The sequence below is a fragment of the Flavobacterium omnivorum genome (assembly GCF_900099915.1).
GTDB classification, from domain to species: domain Bacteria; phylum Bacteroidota; class Bacteroidia; order Flavobacteriales; family Flavobacteriaceae; genus Flavobacterium; species Flavobacterium omnivorum.
The window spans coordinates 367323-387098 of the sequence record NZ_FNDB01000002.1; the positions used below are offsets into that span (position 1 = coordinate 367323).

The 19776-nt window shown below is 35.3% G+C and carries 13 protein-coding genes; 6 read left to right on the forward strand and 7 right to left on the reverse strand.

Going from position 1 to position 19776, the window contains the following annotated elements:
* Positions 1-113: 113 nt before the first annotated feature.
* Positions 114-4400 carry a T9SS type B sorting domain-containing protein gene (locus tag BLS90_RS03695; RefSeq protein WP_091255352.1) on the forward strand — a complete coding sequence of 1429 codons (4287 nt, stop codon included), beginning with the start codon at positions 114-116 and terminating at the stop codon, positions 4398-4400.
* 462 nt (positions 4401-4862) lie between these two features.
* Here the strand turns inward: BLS90_RS03695 and BLS90_RS03700 are convergent, their stop codons facing one another.
* The 3 genes from BLS90_RS03700 to BLS90_RS03710 all read right to left on the reverse strand — a co-directional run bounded on the left by BLS90_RS03700 (position 4863) and on the right by BLS90_RS03710 (position 7695).
* Positions 4863-5543: a copper homeostasis protein CutC gene (locus tag BLS90_RS03700; RefSeq protein WP_091255354.1), complete on the reverse strand. Its 681-nt coding sequence runs from the start codon at positions 5541-5543 to the stop codon at positions 4863-4865.
* Positions 5544-6539: an isoaspartyl peptidase/L-asparaginase family protein gene (locus BLS90_RS03705; RefSeq protein WP_091255356.1), complete on the reverse strand. Its 996-nt coding sequence runs from the start codon at positions 6537-6539 to the stop codon at positions 5544-5546. It lies immediately after the preceding gene.
* A 148-nt stretch (positions 6540-6687) separates the two neighbouring features.
* Positions 6688-7695 carry a 3-oxoacyl-ACP synthase III family protein gene (locus BLS90_RS03710; RefSeq protein WP_091255358.1) on the reverse strand — a complete coding sequence of 336 codons (1008 nt, stop codon included), beginning with the start codon at positions 7693-7695 and terminating at the stop codon, positions 6688-6690.
* A 276-nt stretch (positions 7696-7971) separates the two neighbouring features.
* Between BLS90_RS03710 and BLS90_RS03715 the strand changes: the two genes are divergently transcribed.
* The gene (locus BLS90_RS03715; protein ID WP_091255360.1) at positions 7972-10383 is read left to right on the forward strand and encodes an alpha/beta hydrolase family protein; all 2412 of its coding nucleotides are present in this window, start codon (positions 7972-7974) and stop codon (positions 10381-10383) included.
* A 59-nt stretch (positions 10384-10442) separates the two neighbouring features.
* Here BLS90_RS03715 and BLS90_RS03720 read toward each other — a convergent pair whose 3' ends face one another.
* The 3 genes from BLS90_RS03720 to BLS90_RS03730 form a co-directional block, all read right to left on the reverse strand.
* The gene (locus BLS90_RS03720; RefSeq protein WP_091255362.1) at positions 10443-11390 is read right to left on the reverse strand and encodes an ABC transporter ATP-binding protein; all 948 of its coding nucleotides are present in this window, start codon (positions 11388-11390) and stop codon (positions 10443-10445) included.
* Positions 11391-11494: 104 nt separating this feature from the next.
* Positions 11495-12190: an OmpA family protein gene (locus BLS90_RS03725; protein ID WP_091255365.1), complete on the reverse strand. Its 696-nt coding sequence runs from the start codon at positions 12188-12190 to the stop codon at positions 11495-11497.
* 16 nt (positions 12191-12206) lie between these two features.
* Entirely contained in the window at positions 12207-12683 is a 477-nt protein-coding gene (locus tag BLS90_RS03730) for a lipocalin family protein (protein ID WP_091255367.1), read from the reverse strand.
* Between the two features lie 179 nt (positions 12684-12862).
* On the opposite strand from BLS90_RS03730, the gene htpG reads away from it, so the two are divergent.
* The 4 genes from htpG (at position 12863) to BLS90_RS03750 (ending at position 17698) form a co-directional block, all read left to right on the forward strand.
* Entirely contained in the window at positions 12863-14764 is a 1902-nt protein-coding gene (htpG, locus tag BLS90_RS03735; RefSeq protein WP_091255369.1) for a molecular chaperone HtpG, read from the forward strand.
* A gap of 350 nt (positions 14765-15114) precedes the next feature.
* The gene (locus BLS90_RS03740) at positions 15115-15708 is read left to right on the forward strand and encodes a hypothetical protein (protein WP_139171385.1); all 594 of its coding nucleotides are present in this window, start codon (positions 15115-15117) and stop codon (positions 15706-15708) included.
* A gap of 544 nt (positions 15709-16252) precedes the next feature.
* Positions 16253-16882 (forward strand): FEKKY domain-containing protein, encoded by a 630-nt coding sequence (locus tag BLS90_RS03745; RefSeq protein WP_091255433.1) that lies wholly within the window; start codon positions 16253-16255, stop codon positions 16880-16882.
* A gap of 207 nt (positions 16883-17089) precedes the next feature.
* Positions 17090-17698, forward strand: coding sequence for an SOUL family heme-binding protein (locus tag BLS90_RS03750; protein WP_091255373.1), 609 nt, complete (start codon positions 17090-17092; stop codon positions 17696-17698).
* Positions 17699-17855: 157 nt separating this feature from the next.
* Here the strand turns inward: BLS90_RS03750 and BLS90_RS03755 are convergent, their stop codons facing one another.
* Positions 17856-19376, reverse strand: a complete 1521-nt coding sequence (locus BLS90_RS03755; protein WP_091255376.1) for a DUF2254 family protein — start codon at positions 19374-19376, stop codon at positions 17856-17858.
* Positions 19377-19776 lie beyond the last annotated feature (400 nt).

Below are 19776 nucleotides of genomic sequence, written 5' to 3' on the forward strand. Positions count from 1 at the left end.
AAAATAACCGTTCTACAACTATCTTTAAGACTGAGTTAACACTAATTTAGCATTTTTTAAAAATCGTATTTCAATTTTTACTATTTTTGATAAGTGAATTAACAACCTAAAAAATGAAAAAAACACTTATTTTTATATTGTTGATAGTTACATATACTGGTTACTCCCAGTCAGTTACCATAAGCACTACAAAATATACGGTTGACGAATTGGTAAATCAGGTATTGGTAAATTCGCCATGTGTTGAGGGTGTGAATGTAAGTTCAAGAACAGGAACAACATTTGGATCTTCAAACGGAATTGGCTATTTTGAAAACACCAATAGTGCCTTTCCATTTTCCACTGGCGTTGTCTTAAGCACGGGAGATGTGACTAAAATTCCTGGACCAAATACTACTATTCTCAGTGATGGTGCAGCCGCATGGTCAGGAGATTCTGATTTGGAGGCCAATTTACTTTCTCAGTCCGGAATAACTATTAATTCGACAAATGCGAGTTACATTGAATTCGATTTCCAACCCAAAACACCCAATTTCGATTTTTCTTTTCTTTTTGCTTCCGAGGAATACGGAACTTCCCAATGTAATTTTTCCGATGCTTTTGCTTTTCTCTTAAAAGACGTAACTGCTGGCGGCACAAATGTAAATTTGGCTGTAATTCCCGGTACTGCCATCCCGGTTTCTGTTGAAACTATTAGAGATGGAGCTTATAATTCAGATTGTCTGTCTGCTAATCCGAGCTATTTTGGCGCTTTTAACGGAAATGGATTTGGTCCTGCCATAAATTTCAACGGACAAACAGTTTCAATGCTAGCTTCGGCAACTGGTTTAGATATCACTCATATATACCGTATTAAATTAGTAATTGCTGATGGAGGAAATAATACCGGATACGATTCTGCTATTTTTTTGGAGGCCAATAGTTTTAATATCGGACAGGACGTATTGGGTCTAGATTACACTATAGCAAATAATGCCGCAATTTGCCCAGGGACTACATTGCCAATATTATCTGCCGCAGGTTTAAGTGCTGGGACTACATTTATATGGAAGAAAAACGGAATAGCATTTTCGCCAGCACAAACGGGAGAAACTTTGAACCTAAACAACATCATACCACTAGTAGGCTCCGGGATTCACACCTATAGCGTCACCTATACAGAACCGGGCTGTATTGCTGTTACAGATGAAATCATCATCGAAATTTACCCTAAAATTGCAGTAAAAGCAACCGTTCCAGATATTTACGCCTGCGAAACTGGCGCTTCGACCTATGATTTTGATTTAAATAAAAATAGTACCATCATTCGAGCTGGAGTCAATCAATCTACAAGTGCAGCTGGTGCTTTAGACGATTTACCCGCAGACACTATTATCTCCTATCATTTAACGAATGCAGATGCTATGGGAAATACGGGTGCAATATCAATTCTTCAAACCATTTCAACCGCTGAAAGTGGCAAACAAATTTTTGTCAGAATTCAAAATCCTAGCACGTTGTGCTATGAAATTAGGTCTTTTCAATTGCTGATTGTTGCGTCGCCAGTAATTGCCAATTTGCCTGCTGACAATACATTGTGTTCCAGAAATTTATCTGAAAATCCTCTGAAAGCTAATTTCAACTTAACATCACAAATTGCATCCATTATTGGTTCTCAAGACACCTCTTATAACATACTTACTTTTCACTCCTCAGAAACGGCAGCAAATAGCAATACTAATATCATAACTCTAAATTCGAGCAACCAATTATTATCGTCAAGTACAACGTTATGGGTACGGTTACAAAATATTTCAAATCCTAATTGCTATGTTGTCATCAATTTTAATTTGATTGTCAACCCTTTGCCAGAAGTAGATATATTAACAGATGTATTTGTATGTGACTCTTATACGCTCCCACCATTAACAAAAGCCGGAGCGCAATACTGGACCGGAAGTAACGCAACCGGAACACAACTTTTTCCCGGAAACGTAATAACTACTACCACATTGAATCTTTATGTCTTTAATCAATCTGGAGTATGTACCAACCAAGATTCCTTTAATGTTACCATTGCAGATTTGGACTCAATCACACCAGTATCAGAAACCTATTGTACTCAATACAAACTTCCGGCTTTACCTTATGCAAAATATTTCAGTCAAAGCGGAGGACCTAATACACCTGGAAATACACAACTTACAGCTGGATTTACTGTGAATACTCCAGGAGTGAACAGAATATATGTATGGTTTGAAGATACAACTGTTACACCATCATGTACAAAAGAAAACCCATTTGATATAACTATTATACCATTTACTGCCTTGCCTAATTATGCCAATCAATTTGGATGCACTTCCTATACATTACCATTTGATCTGAATGGTGGTGCTTATTATACGGGAAGTAATAAGAGCGGTTCTCTTTTGCCGGCAGGAACAGTGATAAGTACTACTACCCAGATTTATGTCTACAAAGAGACCAGTACTTCTCCAGTAAATTGTTCTGACGAAAAGACCTTTAATGTTTTTATTGGTTTAGCGAGTATTACCCCTCCAACAGATGTTAATTCTTGTTCTGCATATAAACTCCCTGCATTGACCGTAGGAGAATATCGAACTGCGGCAGCAGGAGGAGGAAATTCTATTCCTGCTGAAACATTCATCAACGCAACTACAACACTTTGGTTTTATGTTACGGGACAAACCTGTACCGATAATTTAGATTTTACTGTGACGGTAAATATTGCTCCTTTACCAGAAATACTCGATACTGCCCCACAATGTGACGTCTATTATTTACCTGCTGTTGCCCATTCAGGAAATTATTTCACAGGTCCCTTAGGAACGGGACAACTCCGTCCGGTGGGATATCCGGTAACCACAACACAACTAATGTATTTCTATGACAAAGCCCCCACTGGGCCTTGTTATGTTGAAAAAGAATTCGTGATTACCATTACTAAATCTCCTGCAATTGATGCAAAACCGGTGGAAGTTATTCGATGTGGTCAAAGTTATATTTTAGATGATTTAAGAAACGGGGAATATTACGAATTTGCTGGTGGACCTTCTCCTACCAATCCTGTTCTACCACCCGGAACCGTTTTGACAACTTCAAAAACAATCTATGTTTATGCCGCAGCCGTAGCCCCTAACACCTGTGTTTCTGAATACAGCATAGACGTAATAGTTACATTTGTAAATGACATAGACGATCAATATGCGTGTAATAGTTACAACTTACCAACTATCGTAGGAATGGGGAGTTATTATACCGCGCCAAATGGTCCAGCAGGAACTGGAGTACAATTACTACCTCCTTATTCTCCCATAACTGCAACGACAACATTATACGTTTATGTAAAAAATAACAATAGAGTTACCTGTATTGATGAAGATTCATTTATTGTTACCATCTACAATACTCCAACCATAACAGCAATAGCACCAGTAACTAGATGTGAATCTTATGAACTGCCAGCATATACAGCACCTATAACAAGATATTTCACAAATCCAGGCGGTCCTGGCAGTAACAACGCTGAAAGATTTCCAGGCGATTTTATCACTGTTTCAACTACTATTTATGCTTATGCCGAATCAGGAACATCAGCAACTGTGATTTGTCCTACTGAAAAACCAATGGTTATTACTATTACTCAGAAACCAAAACCAGACCTTACAGTTCCTACCATTTGTATTGATATTGATACCGGAATCACAACAAATGCTTTTATTAAAAGTGGGTTTATAGCACCACAATATGCCTTTGAATGGAAAAGTGAGGACGGAACTTTAGTAAGTACAGCCGAGAATTTCTCAACAAACGAGCCCGGAAATTATACGCTTACAGTCACCAATTTAGCAATATTTGGATGTACCTCTGACATTGTACCTTTTACAATTATAGAGTCTTCAAAACCAGCTTCGGTAACCTATACCACCAGCGGATGGTTTACGGATAATCAAACTATAACTGTAAACGCCGTACCGTTTATAGGTGATGGAAGCAATTTTCTTTATTCAATAGATGGAGGTTCATTTCAAATAAGTAACGTGTTTAGTAATGTCGTCCCTGGACTCCACGAAATTACAGTAAGCGATGCTAATTGTGGGACGTTTACTATTCCTGTTACCATCAAACTTATAAGCAGTCCCAAATTCTTCACTCCCAATGGTGATGGTTTTAACGATACTTGGAACATAACAGGAATTCCAAATAGTGAAAATTTAAAATTATATGTCTTTGATCGCTATGGAAAACTATTAAAACAATTGTTTCCTAACGGTTCGGGATGGGACGGAACCTTTAACGGATATCCACTTCCAGCAGATGACTATTGGTTTACCATTACCTATACTGAAGACAACATTGCTAAAGAATACAAATCACATTTTTCTCTGAAACGATAAATCGGATGACAAAAAACAAGAAGGCTTTCCTAATCGAAAGCTTTTTTTTGTTAAATAAAAAAAATATAATTAAAATAGCTGTAACAAAATAAGGCTTTAGCAGTCTACTTAGTAGATTTAAATAAATACCATTTATCGTTAATTAAAATAGTTTGGATTGCGTTACGTAATTACTTTTAAATCAAACCAATTGGGTGATTTAAATGTAATCCAATCTCCTCTTTATAGAGAAAGAAATATCGCTACAGATATTTTAAGGGAAATTTGATTTTGCCATAGAAATACGGCGCAAGTAAGAAGTTAATTTAATAGATGAAGCGTATTATTTTTTTAGGTTTCAATCATAGATGCGAAAAAAGTCCTCAATTCAAAAGTTTTTAATAAAAATTAGTTTTAATAGTTAGTTACAAAAAGAAAAACCCGGAGTATGCCAACTTCGGGTTTTTTGATGAAAAGTGCTACTTATTTGCAATCTAAATTTGCTTTAATAGCTTGGATTTCTTCGCCATCTGCAATTTCTCCCGAATCGACAATCGCCGAGGAGTGATAAAACCTATTACCCGTTTTCACTTTCAAAAGCTCTAAATTATTAGAGCGCAAACCGCCGCCAGGCATAATTGCAATGCGATTACCTGCTTTTTTAATCAACGTTGCTAAAACTTCTATTCTGTCCACACTATGTTCTGCCTGTCCTGATGTCAAAATAGTTTTAAATCCACATTTTAGAATTGACTCTAATGCTTCAGCAGTATTTTCAACCTCATCAAAAGCACGATGAAAAGTACAAGGCAATGGTTTTGCCAAAGCTACTAAATCACAATTCTGTTGTTGATGGACCGAACCATTGGCTTTTAAAACACCAAATACAAATCCGTCTGCTTTCGCTTCTTTGAACATAACTATTGAAGCTTTCATTTGTTCCAATTCAAAATCAGAGTAAACAAAATCACCACTTCGAGGCCGAATCATAACATACAGGTCAATGGTTACTTTATGGCGCACCATTTTAAAAATTTCAAGATCAGGTGTAATGCCACCTGCATTTCTATTGGCACAAAATTCAATTCGGTCAGCACCATTGGCTTGTGCCACGATAGCAGACTCCAAATTAAAGCACGCTATTTCTAACTTCGATTTTTTCATTTAGTGCAAAAAATATTCAGCATCAATTAATCGGTTTCCCGTTGTATCATGAATCGCGTAATTAAATCCTCCTTGAATACAATACGAGCCGTATTCCCCTTTTTTATTCAATGCAATAAAACCAACTTGGATGTCTTTTAAATTTTTATTTCTTTTCCGGGTCAAATTCACGATTCGGGCCACTGCTTCCTCACAGGCTTTTTGTGGTGATTTGCCTTGTCGCATCAGTTCGACAACTAAGTGACAACCGGAAATCCGAATCACTTCTTCCCCATGACCGGTTGCTGTGGCGGCACCAATTTCATTATCAACATACAAACCGGCGCCAATTATAGGCGAATCGCCCAAACGCCCGTGCATTTTGAAAGCCATACCACTTGTCGAACACGCACCGGAAAGATTTCCATCAGCATCCAAAGCAATCATCCCAATAGTATCGTGATTTTCAATATTGGCAATCGGTTTGTACTGACTGGTTTTCAACCATTCTTTCCATTCTTTTTCAGATTCTTCCAATAACAAATTTTCTTTTATAAAACCTTGAGATAAGGCAAACTGTAAAGCGCCATCGCCAACCAACATGACATGCGGTGTTTTTTCCATTACTGCGCGAGCCACAGCAATAGGATGTTTTATAAACTCCAAACATCCTACTGAGCCTATATTTGCATTTTCATCCATAATACACGCATCAACTGTAACGCGCCCATCTCGATCCGGTCTTCCGCCATAGCCTACACTACGTTCGCTTGGATCTCCCTCAGGAACTTTTACTCCGGCTTCAACGGCATCTAAGGCTCTTCCGTTGTTTTTTAATATTTCCCAAGCAGCGGCATTCGCTTGTATTCCAAAATTCCATGTAGAAAGTACAATGGGCTTAGTTCCTTTTTTAGATGAAAAATCATTTTCTTCCTCTGGTTTCCCTTTGAATGCGTTTAGCGCCACCGCCGCAGAGGCAATTGCAGCTGTTCTTATAAAATTTCTACGGTTTGTCATTTTGGTTGAATTAGTATTGTATGCATCATTTTTGAACTATAAATATATAGGTTCCACTTTAAATAAAAAAACCTGCGCAATAATTTGCGCAGGCTTAGACTTTTATCGAGTAACAATTGGAATCGGCATCCGATTCCTTAAACTATTTTTACCATTTAATAATAGCACTTCCCCAAGTAAAACCACTTCCAAATGCGGCTAATACAACCGTATCTCCTGATTTTATTTTGCCTTGTTCCCAAGCTTCAGTTAAAGCAATTGGAATAGAAGCTGCGGTCGTATTTCCATATTTCTGAATATTATTATACACCTGATCGTCTGTCAAGTTGAATTTCTTCTGGATAAATTGAGAAATTCTCAAATTTGCCTGGTGCGGAATCAACATATCAATATCCGAAACCTCTAGATTATTCGCTTGCAATCCTTCATTAATTACTTCACTGAAACGAACTACTGCATTTTTAAATACAAACTGCCCGTTCATATATGGAAAATAACTTTCATCATCTGGATCGTTGTCAGCCAAAATATCCGTAATCCAACGGCCTCCCATTCCTGGAGCTTTTACAATTAATTCCTCTGCATGTTGTCCTTCAGAATGTAAATGTGTAGATAGAATTCCTTTAGTCAAATCTTCTTCTCTACTCAAAACAGCTGCTCCTGCTCCATCGCCAAAAATTACCGAAACGCCACGACCGCGTGAGGTCATATCCAATCCAGTGGAATGAACCTCAGACCCAATCACTAAGATGTTTTTGTACATTCCAGTCTTAATGTACTGGTCTGCAACGGATAAAGCATAAATAAATCCAGAACATTGATTTCTTACATCTAATGCGCCAACGGTTCTTAGTCCCAAATCACGTTGTACTAAAACTCCTGGGCCAGGGAAATAAAAATCTGGACTTAACGTGGCAAAAACCACAAAATCAATATCTTCCTTTGCAACACCAGAACGCTCAATTGCTATTTTGGCCGCTTTCACGCCCATAGAAGTCGTGGTATCTTCTCCTTTTATTATGTGTCTTCGCTCTTGAATTCCTGTTCGCTCCTGAATCCATTCGTCATTGGTATCAATAATTTTTGATAAATCGTCATTAGTGACCACGTTTTCGGGTACATAATAACCCAATCCTGCTATTTTTGAATGATACATAGTATTGTTATTTTATTAAAATCCGACTGCAAATTTAAAACTTCCTCAAAATAAGAGGACCAAATTACCACTTTTTTAGCAATTTACAAGTTTTATACATTCATCCACATTTTATTGCTTCCATTAGACTAAATAGATGTGAAATAAAATTAGTACTAATCAAACAAGAATCAATGCAAAAGTTAAAAAGTGATAATTATTTTCAAATGTAACAACATTGGATTATTTTAGACTCATAATACATACTACAAACTCTAATTTAAAATCATTCAAATTATGAAATTAAAAATTCCATTATTTTTCTTTCTTGGGCTAAGCTTAACCACCTTTGCACAAGAAAACCTAAATTACCAGAAACCCTCCCAATCCATTTTAGAATTAGCGGATTACGAAAGAGCCCCTTCGGTATCCATGGATACCAAAAAAGAATACATGCTTTTGACCTATCGAAACACTTATAAATCATTAGACGATTTAAATCAGGAGGAACTGCGTTTGGGTGGATTACGAATTAATCCAATTACAAATATTTCCAGTTCTGTGACTTATGTAAACAACCTGAAATTACGTAAAATAAAAGACAAGAATGAAGTACAAGTAATAGGATTACCAATAAATCCCCGCATCAGTACTATCGCTTGGTCACCGAATGATAAAAAAATCTCATTTTCACATACGACAGCTTCTGGTGTTGAACTTTGGGTTATTGATGTTGCTTCGGCGAAAGCCACTAAATTAACAGAAGCCACGGTAAATGCTAATATTGGAAGTCCGTTCAGTTGGATGAATGACAACGAAACTATTTTGGTAAAAATGTTACCAAAAAATAGAGCAGCGCTTTTGGATGCCAAAAAAGATTTGCCAACTGGTCCGATAATTTCGAACGCCGATGGTGTAAAATCGCAAAACAGAACCTATCCGGACATGTTGAAAAACAAGAATGATGAAATCAATTTTGAGAACATCATGACTTCTGAATTGTACAAAGTAAACCTCAACGGAACAGCTACTTTGTTCAAAAAAGCTGATATGTATGCTGGAGAAAGCTTCTCTCCTGATGGAAATTTTTTAATGCTGACTACCATCCAGAAACCATTTTCCTATATCGTTCCATTAAGTCGTTTTCCATCCAAATCAGTAATTTACGACAAAGCTGGAAACGAAGTCAAAGTAGTAAACGAAGTGCCGCTAACCGAAATTATCCCTAAAGGTTTTATGGCTGTTCGAAAAGGAAAAAGAAACATGAGCTGGAGATCGGACAAACCAGCAACATTAGTGTATGCCGCAGCTTTAGACGGTGGTGACCCTGCAAACAAAGTGGAATTCAGAGATGAAGTTTTTCTTTGGAACGCACCATTTAATGCCGCAGCAACTTCATTGGTAAAAACTGCACAACGCTACGACAGAATGATTTGGGGTAATGATAACGTTGCCATTGTTTCAGACGAATGGTATGATACGCGTAATACCAAAACGTATATTATCAATCCATCGAATCCAAGTCAGGCTCCAAAAGTGATTTTCGACAGAAATTCTCAGGATGTGTATTCTGATCCTGGAAATTTTGAAACCAGAAAAAACGAATACAACAGGTATGTTTTGGCTATCGAAAATGACAATGCGTATCTTATTGGGGACGGATTTACTAAAAACGGTCAATTCCCTTTTATCAGTGAATTTAATTTGAAAACAGCACAAGCAAAACGTTTGTACACTTCAAATTACACCGATAAAAAAGAGGATATTTTGGAAATTGAAGACTTCAAAAAAGGAACGGTTTTAGTCCAAATTCAATCTAAAAATGAATATCCGAATTATTACTTGAGAAACATTTTTCAAAAATACAAACTAACTCCAATTACAACCTTCAAAAATCCTTTTGAAAGCATCAAAAATGTGAGTAAAGAAGTGATTAAATACAAACGTAAAGATGGCGTTGAATTATCAGGAACGTTATATCTACCTGTTGGTTATGACAAAGTAAAAAAAGAGAAAATGCCATTGTTGATTTGGGCTTATCCAGCAGAATACAAAGACAAAAATTCAGCAGGACAAAGCACACAAAACCAAAATGAATTCACGTTTCCAAGTTATGGATCGTTCGTATATTGGGTAACCAAAGGCTATGTCGTTCTTGATGACGCTGCTTTCCCAATTATTGGCGAAGGAACAACAGAACCAAATGATAATTTCATTACGCAATTAGTGGACAATGCAGAGGCTGCAATTAATGCCGTAGATGCTTTGGGATACATCAACAGAAAAAAAGTAGCAGTTGGAGGTCACTCGTATGGTGCTTTTATGACAGCAAATTTATTAACACACTCCAATCTTTTTGCTTGTGGAATTGCTAGAAGTGGAGCTTATAATAGAACGTTGACTCCGTTTGGTTTCCAAAGTGAACAGCGCAATTACTGGGAAACTCCTGAAGTATACAATATAATGTCACCATTCATGAATGCGGACAAAATGAAAACGCCAATGCTTTTAGTACATGGTGAAGCTGATAATAATCCGGGAACGTTCACGTTGCAAACCGAACGTTATTTTCAAGCTTTGAAAGGTTTAGGAGCTCCGGCAAGAATGGTAATCCTTCCAAAAGAAGCACACGGATATGTAACCAAAGAGAATATTTTGCACTTGCTTTGGGAACAAGATCAATTCTTAGAAAAATATTTAAAGAATTAATTCCAACTTGACATAAAGGCAAAACCCCGAAATCATATTGATTTCGGGGTTTTCTATTTTTAAGATAACATCAAGAACACTTCCTGATTGAGTTCTAATTCAGAATGATGGTCGAAGAAAATCGCTCTTCTTTCAAAAGCGGCTTTGACTAAATAATGACTTCCTTTGAAATAACACTGCTTTACGACTGCTTTCATAATGGCATTATCTACTACTTTCAATTGATGCGGATACAATAAAAGCGCTACATCTTCATCGTCCTCCAAGTCTATTAACTGCGATAATTTCAATTCGTTTACTTCTCCAAAAAGAGACGCAATGTATTTATTAGCCGGGTTTTCATACAAGGATTTAGAATCTCCTTTTGCCACTATTTTCCCGTTTTGAATCACAATGGTTTCATCAGAAAAAGACAACGCATCGGTGCTGTCATGCGTGGCAATAATACAAGTAATGCCTTTGTCTTTCAAGTATTTAAATAAATTGCGACGCAAGGAATTCTTTCTAAAAGAATCAATTTGGCTAAAAGGTTCATCGAGCAAAATAATTTCGGGTTCCAAAGCCAAAACTCTTGCCAAGGCGACTCGTTGTTGCTGTCCGCCACTTAGGAATTTCGCTTTTACTTTGGCGAAAGCGGTCATTTCGACCATTTCCAACAATTCTTGAATACGGGCTTTCTTTTGTTCCGGATACATATTCGACAAGAACTTCCCCACATTTTCTTCAACGGTTATGTACGGCATCAAATCGAAATCCTGCGCTAAATATTTAATGTAATCTTCTCCCGGTACCAGATTGTATTTGGGACCCAAAATGGGTTTTTCATTATAGGTTATTGCACCGCTGTCTAAATTATACAACCCATAAATCAGTTTTAGCAACGTGCTTTTACCGCAGCCACTTTCACCAATAATAGCGGTATTTTCCCCTTTGGCAATGGTGAAACTAATATTTTCAATGACTGGCTTGTCGCTGTAAGTAAACGATATGTCTTTTATCTCTAGCATCCTCTTTATTTAAAGCTGCAAATTTACGATGTTTAATTCAAATTTATGTACAAAAAAGGGCTGCTTCTTAACGAAACAGCCCTTGTTTTTAAAGCGTTTTTTGCTTAGTTTTTCACTTCAGCTTCTGCATCTTTAATCATTTTTTCATTTGCAGTAATAGCAAATTCAACACGACGGTTTTGGCTTCTACCATCCACCGTTTCATTTGAAGCAATTGGATCAGCAATTCCTAAACCAGTAACTTGAAATCTTCTAGAAGAAACCCCTTTGCTAGCTAAATAATTTCTAACTGAGGCTGCTCTTTCTCCTGAAAGTTTTAAGTTATAATCTGCTGGACCAGTACTATCTGTGTAACCATAAATTGTAATATCAGTATCTGGATATTCCGCGAAAACGGGAACTAATTTATCTAAATTTGCTTTTGCACCAGCAGTCAAAGAAGATTTGTTCGTATCAAAACGCACTGCATTTTCATTCAAAACTAATTTAATTCCTTCTCCAATACGCACTACTTCAGCTCCTGGAAGAACAGCATCAATTTCTCTTGCTTGTTTATCCATTTTGTTACCAATAACTCCTCCGGCAACGCCACCTACAACGCCACCTAGGACTGCTCCCATTGCACCATTACCGCCTTTACCAAGGTTGTTTCCTAGAACACCTCCTAATACAGCTCCTGCAACGGCGCCTATTCCGGCTCCTCTTTGCGTTTTGTTAGTGTTTTTTATAGCCTCACAACTGGTAAACATTGAACCCAAAACCATTATTGTTGCTATTGCAACTATCGAAATCTTTTTCATATCTATTTTCTTTTAATTAATTAACTTTTTGAAACTGATACACTACATCAGTCATTTTTCCTGCTACATCAATTTTATCAATCAATTGAAAAGAAGATTCTGTTTGATTGGCTACATATAAAACATATCCTTCTCTAACTTTTCTAGCTTTTTCTCCAGCATTAAGAACTTTAAGGACAAACTGCCCATCATTATTGACAAACCATGTAATTGGTGAGCTGAATGCCATACAATTTGCTTTTGTCAAAGCCATAGTTCCTTTATTATTATTCGAAACAAATTTCCAATTACTTCCTACGAAACATTCTGAATCCGCAATTTGAAAAGTATTCACTTTTACATATTGTGAACCTGGATACGTTACAGAACTTATTACCCAATTTCCTTTCATGGCAACCTGAGTTTTTCTATCGGTGTTTGTGCTTGTTGCTGATGTTGACTTACATGCAAACATCAGAACGGCTAATGTGCATAATAAAATAACTTTTTTCATCTTCTTAAATTTAATGAATTAATACTTACACAAATATACGAAGCTATAAATCACGTTTGTTTCAGAATTAAATTATTTTATATCATAATTAACGCTTGCGACAATTTGTCACTTCCATTATAATTGGTATTACATTTGAAAGAATTATAACCATCAAAATAAACTAAAAAATTCAAAATATGACAACAGGTAAAATTAATGTTTCGGTAGAAAACATCTTTCCCTTAATCAAGAAATTCTTATACAGCGACCACGAAATTTTCTTGCGTGAATTAATTTCGAACGGAACAGATGCGACACTTAAATTAAAGCATTTAACCAGCATTGGCGAAGCCAAAGTAGAATACGGAAACCCAATTATCGAGGTAAAAATCGATAAGGAAGGCAAAAAACTACACATCATTGACCAAGGTTTGGGAATGACTGCTGATGAAGTAGAAAAATACATCAACCAAGTGGCGTTTTCTGGAGCTGAGGAGTTTTTGGACAAGTACAAAGATTCTGCTAAAGATTCCGGAATTATTGGACATTTTGGTCTTGGATTTTATTCTGCTTTTATGGTTGCCGAAAAAGTGGAAATCATCACTAAATCGTTTAAAGATGAACCAGCTGCACACTGGACTTGTGATGGAAGCCCGGAATTTACATTAGAACCAGCTGACAAAACTACACGTGGAACTGAAATTATCTTGCATATCGCTGAAGATTCTCTCGAATTTTTAGAAGATTCTAAAATCACCGGGCTATTGAACAAGTACAATAAGTTCATGCCTATTCCAATTAAATTTGGAACAAAAACAGAGAAAATTGAACAAAAAAAGGGTGAAGAAGTTGCTGCCGAAGATGTAGACAAAACGTTTACAGAAGTTGAAGTAGACAATATCATCAACAACCCAAATCCGGCTTGGACCAAACAACCAACAGAATTATCAGCGGAGGATTACAAAACATTCTACCATGAATTGTACCCAATGCAGTTTGAAGAACCGTTATTCCACATACATTTAAATGTAGATTATCCGTTCAACTTAACTGGTATTTTGTATTTCCCAAAATTAGGATCTGATTTACAAATTCAGAAAGACAAAATTCAGCTGTACCAAAATCAAGTGTACGTAACGGATAATGTAGAAGGAATTGTTCCTGAATTCTTGATGATGCTAAAAGGTGTGGTGGATTCTCCGGATATTCCATTGAACGTTTCGCGTTCTGGATTGCAAGCTGATGCTGCGGTAAAGAAAATCTCGAATTACATCACCCGTAAAGTTGCCGATAAATTAAAATCATTATTCACAGAGAACCGTGAAGATTTTGAACAAAAATGGAACGATATCAAAATCGTTTTAGAGTACGGAATGTTATCTGAAGACAAATTCTACGAAAAAGCAGGCGCTTTTGTTTTATACCCAACTGTTGATGGTAAATATTTTACTTTAGAAGAATTAAAAGAAAATCTTTCTGCTAATCAAACGGACAAAGACGGAAAATTAGTGGTTTTATACGCCGGAAACAAAGAAGCGCAACACTCGTATATCGAAATCGCAAAAGACAAAGGATACGAAGTTTTATTGCTAGACTCTCCTATTATCTCACACTTGATTCAAAAAATTGAAGGCGACAACAGCAACATGACTTTTGTACGTGTGGATTCAGACCATATTGATAATTTAATTAAGAAAGAGGAAACGACAATTTCTAAATTATCCGAAGAAGAACAAACCAACTTGAAAACCGTTCTAGAAGCTATTGTTCCTAAGCAAACATATTCCGTTCAACTGGAAGCTTTAGATAGTAATGCGTCACCATTTATCATAACGCAACCGGAATTTATGCGTAGAATGAAAGAAATGAGTCAGTCAGGTGGCGGTGGAATGTTCGGAATGGGAAATATGCCGGAAATGTACAATTTAGTGGTAAATACGAACTCTGAATTGGCAACAAGCATCTTGAATAACAAAGACAAAGACGCTCAGGAAAGTTTGGTAAAACAAGCGCTTGACTTAGCGAAGTTATCACAAAACCTATTAAAAGGAGAAGCATTAACGGCTTTCGTGAAAAGAAGTTTTGAATTGATTAAATAGTTGGTCGTTTAATTGGTTATTCGTTTAACCGTCCTACAATAACATCCAAAGCCTGCTAGTGAAAACTAGTGGGCTTTTTTTATGGAGCAGAATGATAGGTTTTCAAGAGGCGTTTTGTCCCGCTATGCGCTATAATCTTTGCTTTTGGCTCCCGCCACAGCAAAGGATTTCCGCTGCTATCGGGGCTATTTACAGCATTTTACGGTTATAACTTCGTTTAGCAGTAGGAGTAAATAAGTACTATTTTGTAAATAATTATTTATATATTTGTTTAAAAAGTAAAGTATGACCAAGTCAGTATTATATACATGTTAACCGTGATTTTTGACCCGCAACATTTAAAAAAAACTATGAAAATTAAACAAATTGTCTTTTCATTCTTATTTTTAATCATCAGTAGCACTGGAAATGCTCAAGATTATAAAAAAACTATCGAAATTGAATTTACTGAATATCTAAATTCGATAGTTAATAAGAATTTTGCAAAGTCAATGAATTATGTAATTCCAGAATTTTTTGAAATTATTCCAAAATCTCAAATGATAAAACTTATGGAACAAACATTCAACAATCCTTCAATGGAGTTTGAATTAAAAAATCCAAAAATTCTTTCAATAGATGACGCGCAAAAAATTGAAGAAAAATTTTATTCGTTACTAAGTTATTCAAACCAAATGAATATGAAAATTCTAAACGAAGGTGAAGAAACTGAAGACGAAAAAAAAATGAGAATAGGTTTGACACAATTATCTTTTGAACAAAATTTCGGATCTGAAAATGTAAAATATAATAAGGAGACAGACTTTTTCGAAATTTTGGTGGAAAAGCAAGTATATACAATCTCAAAAGATGGTGAAACAGATTGGAAATTTTTGGTTATTGAAAAAAAACAGAAAGTCCTTCTTGAAAAATTACTACCAAAAGAGTTAGTAGATAAAATATAAACCGCGATTGCGCAGATTTGCTTTTTTTAGAGAACTATAAGAGGTTTTACGAACAATAGCTAGCGCGAGTGTCCCGCTCGTGAATATTTTCAAGAGTAAACAAATATCAATTTTAATACAGATATGCAATAATTAATCATCCTAAAAACAAATAAACTATGTCAAGAATAGTAATGGCACTAGGTTTAGTAATCGCTTTTATAGGTTGGATTTTATACCGACTACTAATCAAAAAAGACTTAAATAAAAATTTAAATAACGTATACCTTGGACTATTTTTTATAATAATTTGGGCATTATTTTATTTTTTTATTGTTGAATATTTTTAAAAATCGTGTGTTAATGGCTTTGCTTACTCAGAAGCCGTATCGCGAGGTATATTTATTTTAATAATGAAATCTGGCAAAGGCGATAACAAGTGTAAGTTATAAACCATTTTGAAGCAACCAATAAACTGTTTTACTATCTAAAAATGGGATTAAGCATTTATGAATTTTATAAAAAAATAGAAATTAAATATCTGAAAAATATAAAACCAATACCGATGAAAAAAATAATATTTACTCTGATTTTAGCTTTGACATTCACAATTTCTAAAGCGAATGAAAAAGAAATAATAGCCGAAATAGTTTTTGAAAATTTGACAGGTAAAGAATTAAACTCTGGCGAATTTTTCATAACTGAAACTAAAGAGCGAATTGTAATAAATGACACTAAAAGTTTCAAAATAACCTTGCCTGGTAAAGGCAAATATCAGTTCCGTTTCGCAACAAATGATTTTACAGCCTACACGTATTATCCTTCGGTAATTACCCATAAAAATAACACCATAACCATTCGATTGGTATCAAGAGCAGAATCGACTTTTAACACCAACACGTTCTCTTTTTCCATGAATTTAGAAACAGATTTGACAGATCAACAAATAGCACAGCGCATTGCTATGGGAAAAGTAAACTTCATCACACACGGACTAGACAACAAAATACCTAAAGAATTCATCGATTTTAAAGGAAAGTACGGTATTGGTCTACAAAAGGAGAACTGCACCATGGATCCCATGTCGTTTAAAAAAGCAACTGAAAACAATCAAATAATTTCAGATTATTTAACTAGAAAATATGGAAATGAATGGCAAAAGGAATTGCCAAACAAACCATTTGGCCTAAAATAAAAAGGTATTACAACTCGTTGACCAGTTGCAGTGGATTTCTACTATTTGAAAAAACCTTCACAAAGGAATGCGATATTCTAATCACCTGCTTAACAATAGTCCCTTATGCCCTGAACTCATGTAGGGCAGTGCCTTTAATTATTTATAGCTCCTTTTTTTTACAAATACCCCTTTTTATAGCGTACCTTAGATGCTATATTCAAAAAAATGAAAACACTTTACATCATTCTCGGCATCCTCTTAATACTCTTTATTGGCATACAGCTTTTTGCGATGAACAGCCAAAAAAATATTGAAACGTATCCATACACGGTCACTAAAAAATACAATACTTTTGAAATACGTACCTACCCAGCAACTTTGTTTACATCAGTGCAACTCACGGGAAACAAATACAAGGAATCGTCTAGTAAAGGTTTTTCAATTTTGGCGGGCTATATTTTTGGTGGAAACGAAAAAAATGAAAAAATAGCGATGACCTCGCCAGTAAGCATGTCTTTAGACGATTCCATGACAATGATGTTCATGGTTCCAAAGAAATTTAAAAAAGAAACATTGCCAAAACCCAATCAATCCGAGATTACATTTCGGCAGGAACCTGCAAAAACCGTTGCTGCTATACCCTTCAGCGGTTGGGCTGACGATGAAAAAATTGCTAAGTTCAAGCAAAAATTAATTGCTGCCTTGAAAACCGAAAATATAAAGCACACGAACCGCTTTTATTTTTTAGGATACAATGCGCCTTATGAAGTTTTTAATCGAAAAAATGAAATAATAGTGGAGCTGGAAACAAGTACGCCACAAATCACACGGTAATTTCACTAAATACAGCAACTTCCTGTTTTAATACTGTTTTTAGGATACCGTTCGGAATTGCAACTTATTGTTCAGTGCAGCGACTTGCATAAAGCGCAATTTTTCTGATTTACAAATCATTATAAAGGATAAGTCTATGTTTTCAATTAAGCAGGCGTTAATTGACCGGCTTAAAATTTCTAAGGTATTTTATTGCTTCCTTTTCTGCACCTATAATTACCAAATTAGTAGAGTAATGATTCGTCTCATAATGGTCTAATATTCCTTTTAGCTCCAATACTTTGATTTGCCGCAACGCTTTTTGTCTAAAATTAGCCAATTCCATCTCAATTGAAATTAGTTTTTCTTTTGATATTTTAAGATTTCCATTTTTATAATTGGACAAATTATAAATTTCAAGCAAATCCATTTCCTCTACTTGCTGGATTAAAATCTTCAAATTAAACGGATTGTTTACCAAGGGCAGTATAATTCTTATGGATCGAATGATTCGCTTTACCACAATTGGATCTTGTTTTCCCCACTGAAAAATTTGATCATAACAAAAGTCTATAAACTCCTCAAAATTAAATTCGTTGATTTGAATTTTTTTTGAACCTAATGTTCTCGAATCTGCTGAAGGAAATTCTTTTACGGCTAATTCTTTAGCAATTTCGCCAATTTGATCAATACAATTCAAGCAAGTAGTAGGGTCATTCACTGCAGGTGAAATGGCTTTTATTGCAATGTCAACTAGTTTTCTAACGCCAAAATTAATATCCTGCGTATGACTCCTAAATTGGCCCACCTTAAAAGTATCTTTTACTATAATACTCACTTCCTGTTTCAAAATATTGATTTCACTAGGTTTGATTTCCTCACTAAAAACTAAGGCCAAAAGTGTAGTAGTGTCTTTCATGATAAACTCTCCTACAACGGGTTTCTGATAGGCATTCTCAAAAAGTGACCCAACATCAGACTTCAAGATAAATTCCGATAATTTTTCCAATTTTTTATAATTCACACTGTCCAAATAGCCGGTTTCAAAAGGGCTGAGGATTTGAATTTTAAATTTATCAGGATGTATGATCGCACGCTTATACAGTAAATTTTTTCCAACAGTCCAGTTTTCGGGATACAAATTAGCAATCTCCTCCATCATGTCTATTTTAATTCGATTGGTAATGCTAGAAACATTCATATTGACACTTAAATAGGTAATCATCTTAGGATAGGACCAAGCCAAACCATAAAAAGCAAAAAGAGAACCCACAAAAAGGGTTAATAAAAAAGGTCTTTGATAAAAAAACACTGAGGCCAATTGGGGCAAAATGCACAATGATATGGTTCCCACAAACAACCCAATGAATTTTTGCATTTTAAAATCCGTAATTAAGAAATGCCTCAAAATTCGAGGTGAAAATTGTGACGATGCTAATTGCATGACGACAAAAATCACTGAAAAGGTAGTGAGCGAAATTCCAATTAGAATCGAAATCAAAACGTTAGAGACTGTGATCAAACGAGAGTAGGTGTCGAATATATTAATTTTAAAATAGATTGCAAAATCTATAGTGTACTCTAAAACCATCAAGGCAGAGCCAATAACCAACGCATAAACAGCACCTAAAAATGTTCCTAAATCTTTTAATTGATGGATAAATATTTTTTTAATCTTGTATTTAAGTTTTTGTATCATTGTCGTTTCTTTATCAAGGTAAAACTACTAAAAATCAGTTTATAAATTGCCCTTAATTTTTTCGGCACCAATAGCAATACTACTGTAAAAATTAACTGTTTAAAATTAGCAATAAAGGGACGCTTGTTCCTGGAATCTTATTTACTTTTGATTGTAATAAACAACATACTTTTCGCTCTATTTTCAAACTATACTTATGCTAAAAATGTATTTTCCTATCGCGGATTTGCAATCCGTGCCCACAAAGTTGAGCAAACAAAACAAGTAAAAAAGCTATATTTTTTAAGACTATGAAACTTATTTTAAGCTGAATTCAAGTTACTAATGCAACTTTTTGGTTAAACATATAATTTGGTGTTTCAAAATTAAATCTTTTTCTCGGACGGTTATTTAATTTTTC

Coding starts and splice junctions, on each gene's coding strand:
- BLS90_RS03695 (WP_091255352.1), top strand. CDS start 114: ATGAAAAAAACACTTATTTTTATATTGTTGATAGTTACATATACTGGT.
- BLS90_RS03700 (WP_091255354.1), bottom strand. CDS start 5,543: ATGAAAAAATCGAAGTTAGAAATAGCGTGCTTTAATTTGGAGTCTGCT.
- BLS90_RS03705 (WP_091255356.1), bottom strand. CDS start 6,539: ATGACAAACCGTAGAAATTTTATAAGAACAGCTGCAATTGCCTCTGCG.
- BLS90_RS03710 (WP_091255358.1), bottom strand. CDS start 7,695: ATGTATCATTCAAAAATAGCAGGATTGGGTTATTATGTACCCGAAAAC.
- BLS90_RS03715 (WP_091255360.1), top strand. CDS start 7,972: ATGAAATTAAAAATTCCATTATTTTTCTTTCTTGGGCTAAGCTTAACC.
- BLS90_RS03720 (WP_091255362.1), bottom strand. CDS start 11,390: ATGCTAGAGATAAAAGACATATCGTTTACTTACAGCGACAAGCCAGTC.
- BLS90_RS03725 (WP_091255365.1), bottom strand. CDS start 12,190: ATGAAAAAGATTTCGATAGTTGCAATAGCAACAATAATGGTTTTGGGT.
- BLS90_RS03730 (WP_091255367.1), bottom strand. CDS start 12,683: ATGAAAAAAGTTATTTTATTATGCACATTAGCCGTTCTGATGTTTGCA.
- htpG (WP_091255369.1), top strand. CDS start 12,863: ATGACAACAGGTAAAATTAATGTTTCGGTAGAAAACATCTTTCCCTTA.
- BLS90_RS03740 (WP_139171385.1), top strand. CDS start 15,115: ATGAAAATTAAACAAATTGTCTTTTCATTCTTATTTTTAATCATCAGT.
- BLS90_RS03745 (WP_091255433.1), top strand. CDS start 16,253: ATGAAAAAAATAATATTTACTCTGATTTTAGCTTTGACATTCACAATT.
- BLS90_RS03750 (WP_091255373.1), top strand. CDS start 17,090: ATGAAAACACTTTACATCATTCTCGGCATCCTCTTAATACTCTTTATT.
- BLS90_RS03755 (WP_091255376.1), bottom strand. CDS start 19,376: ATGATACAAAAACTTAAATACAAGATTAAAAAAATATTTATCCATCAA.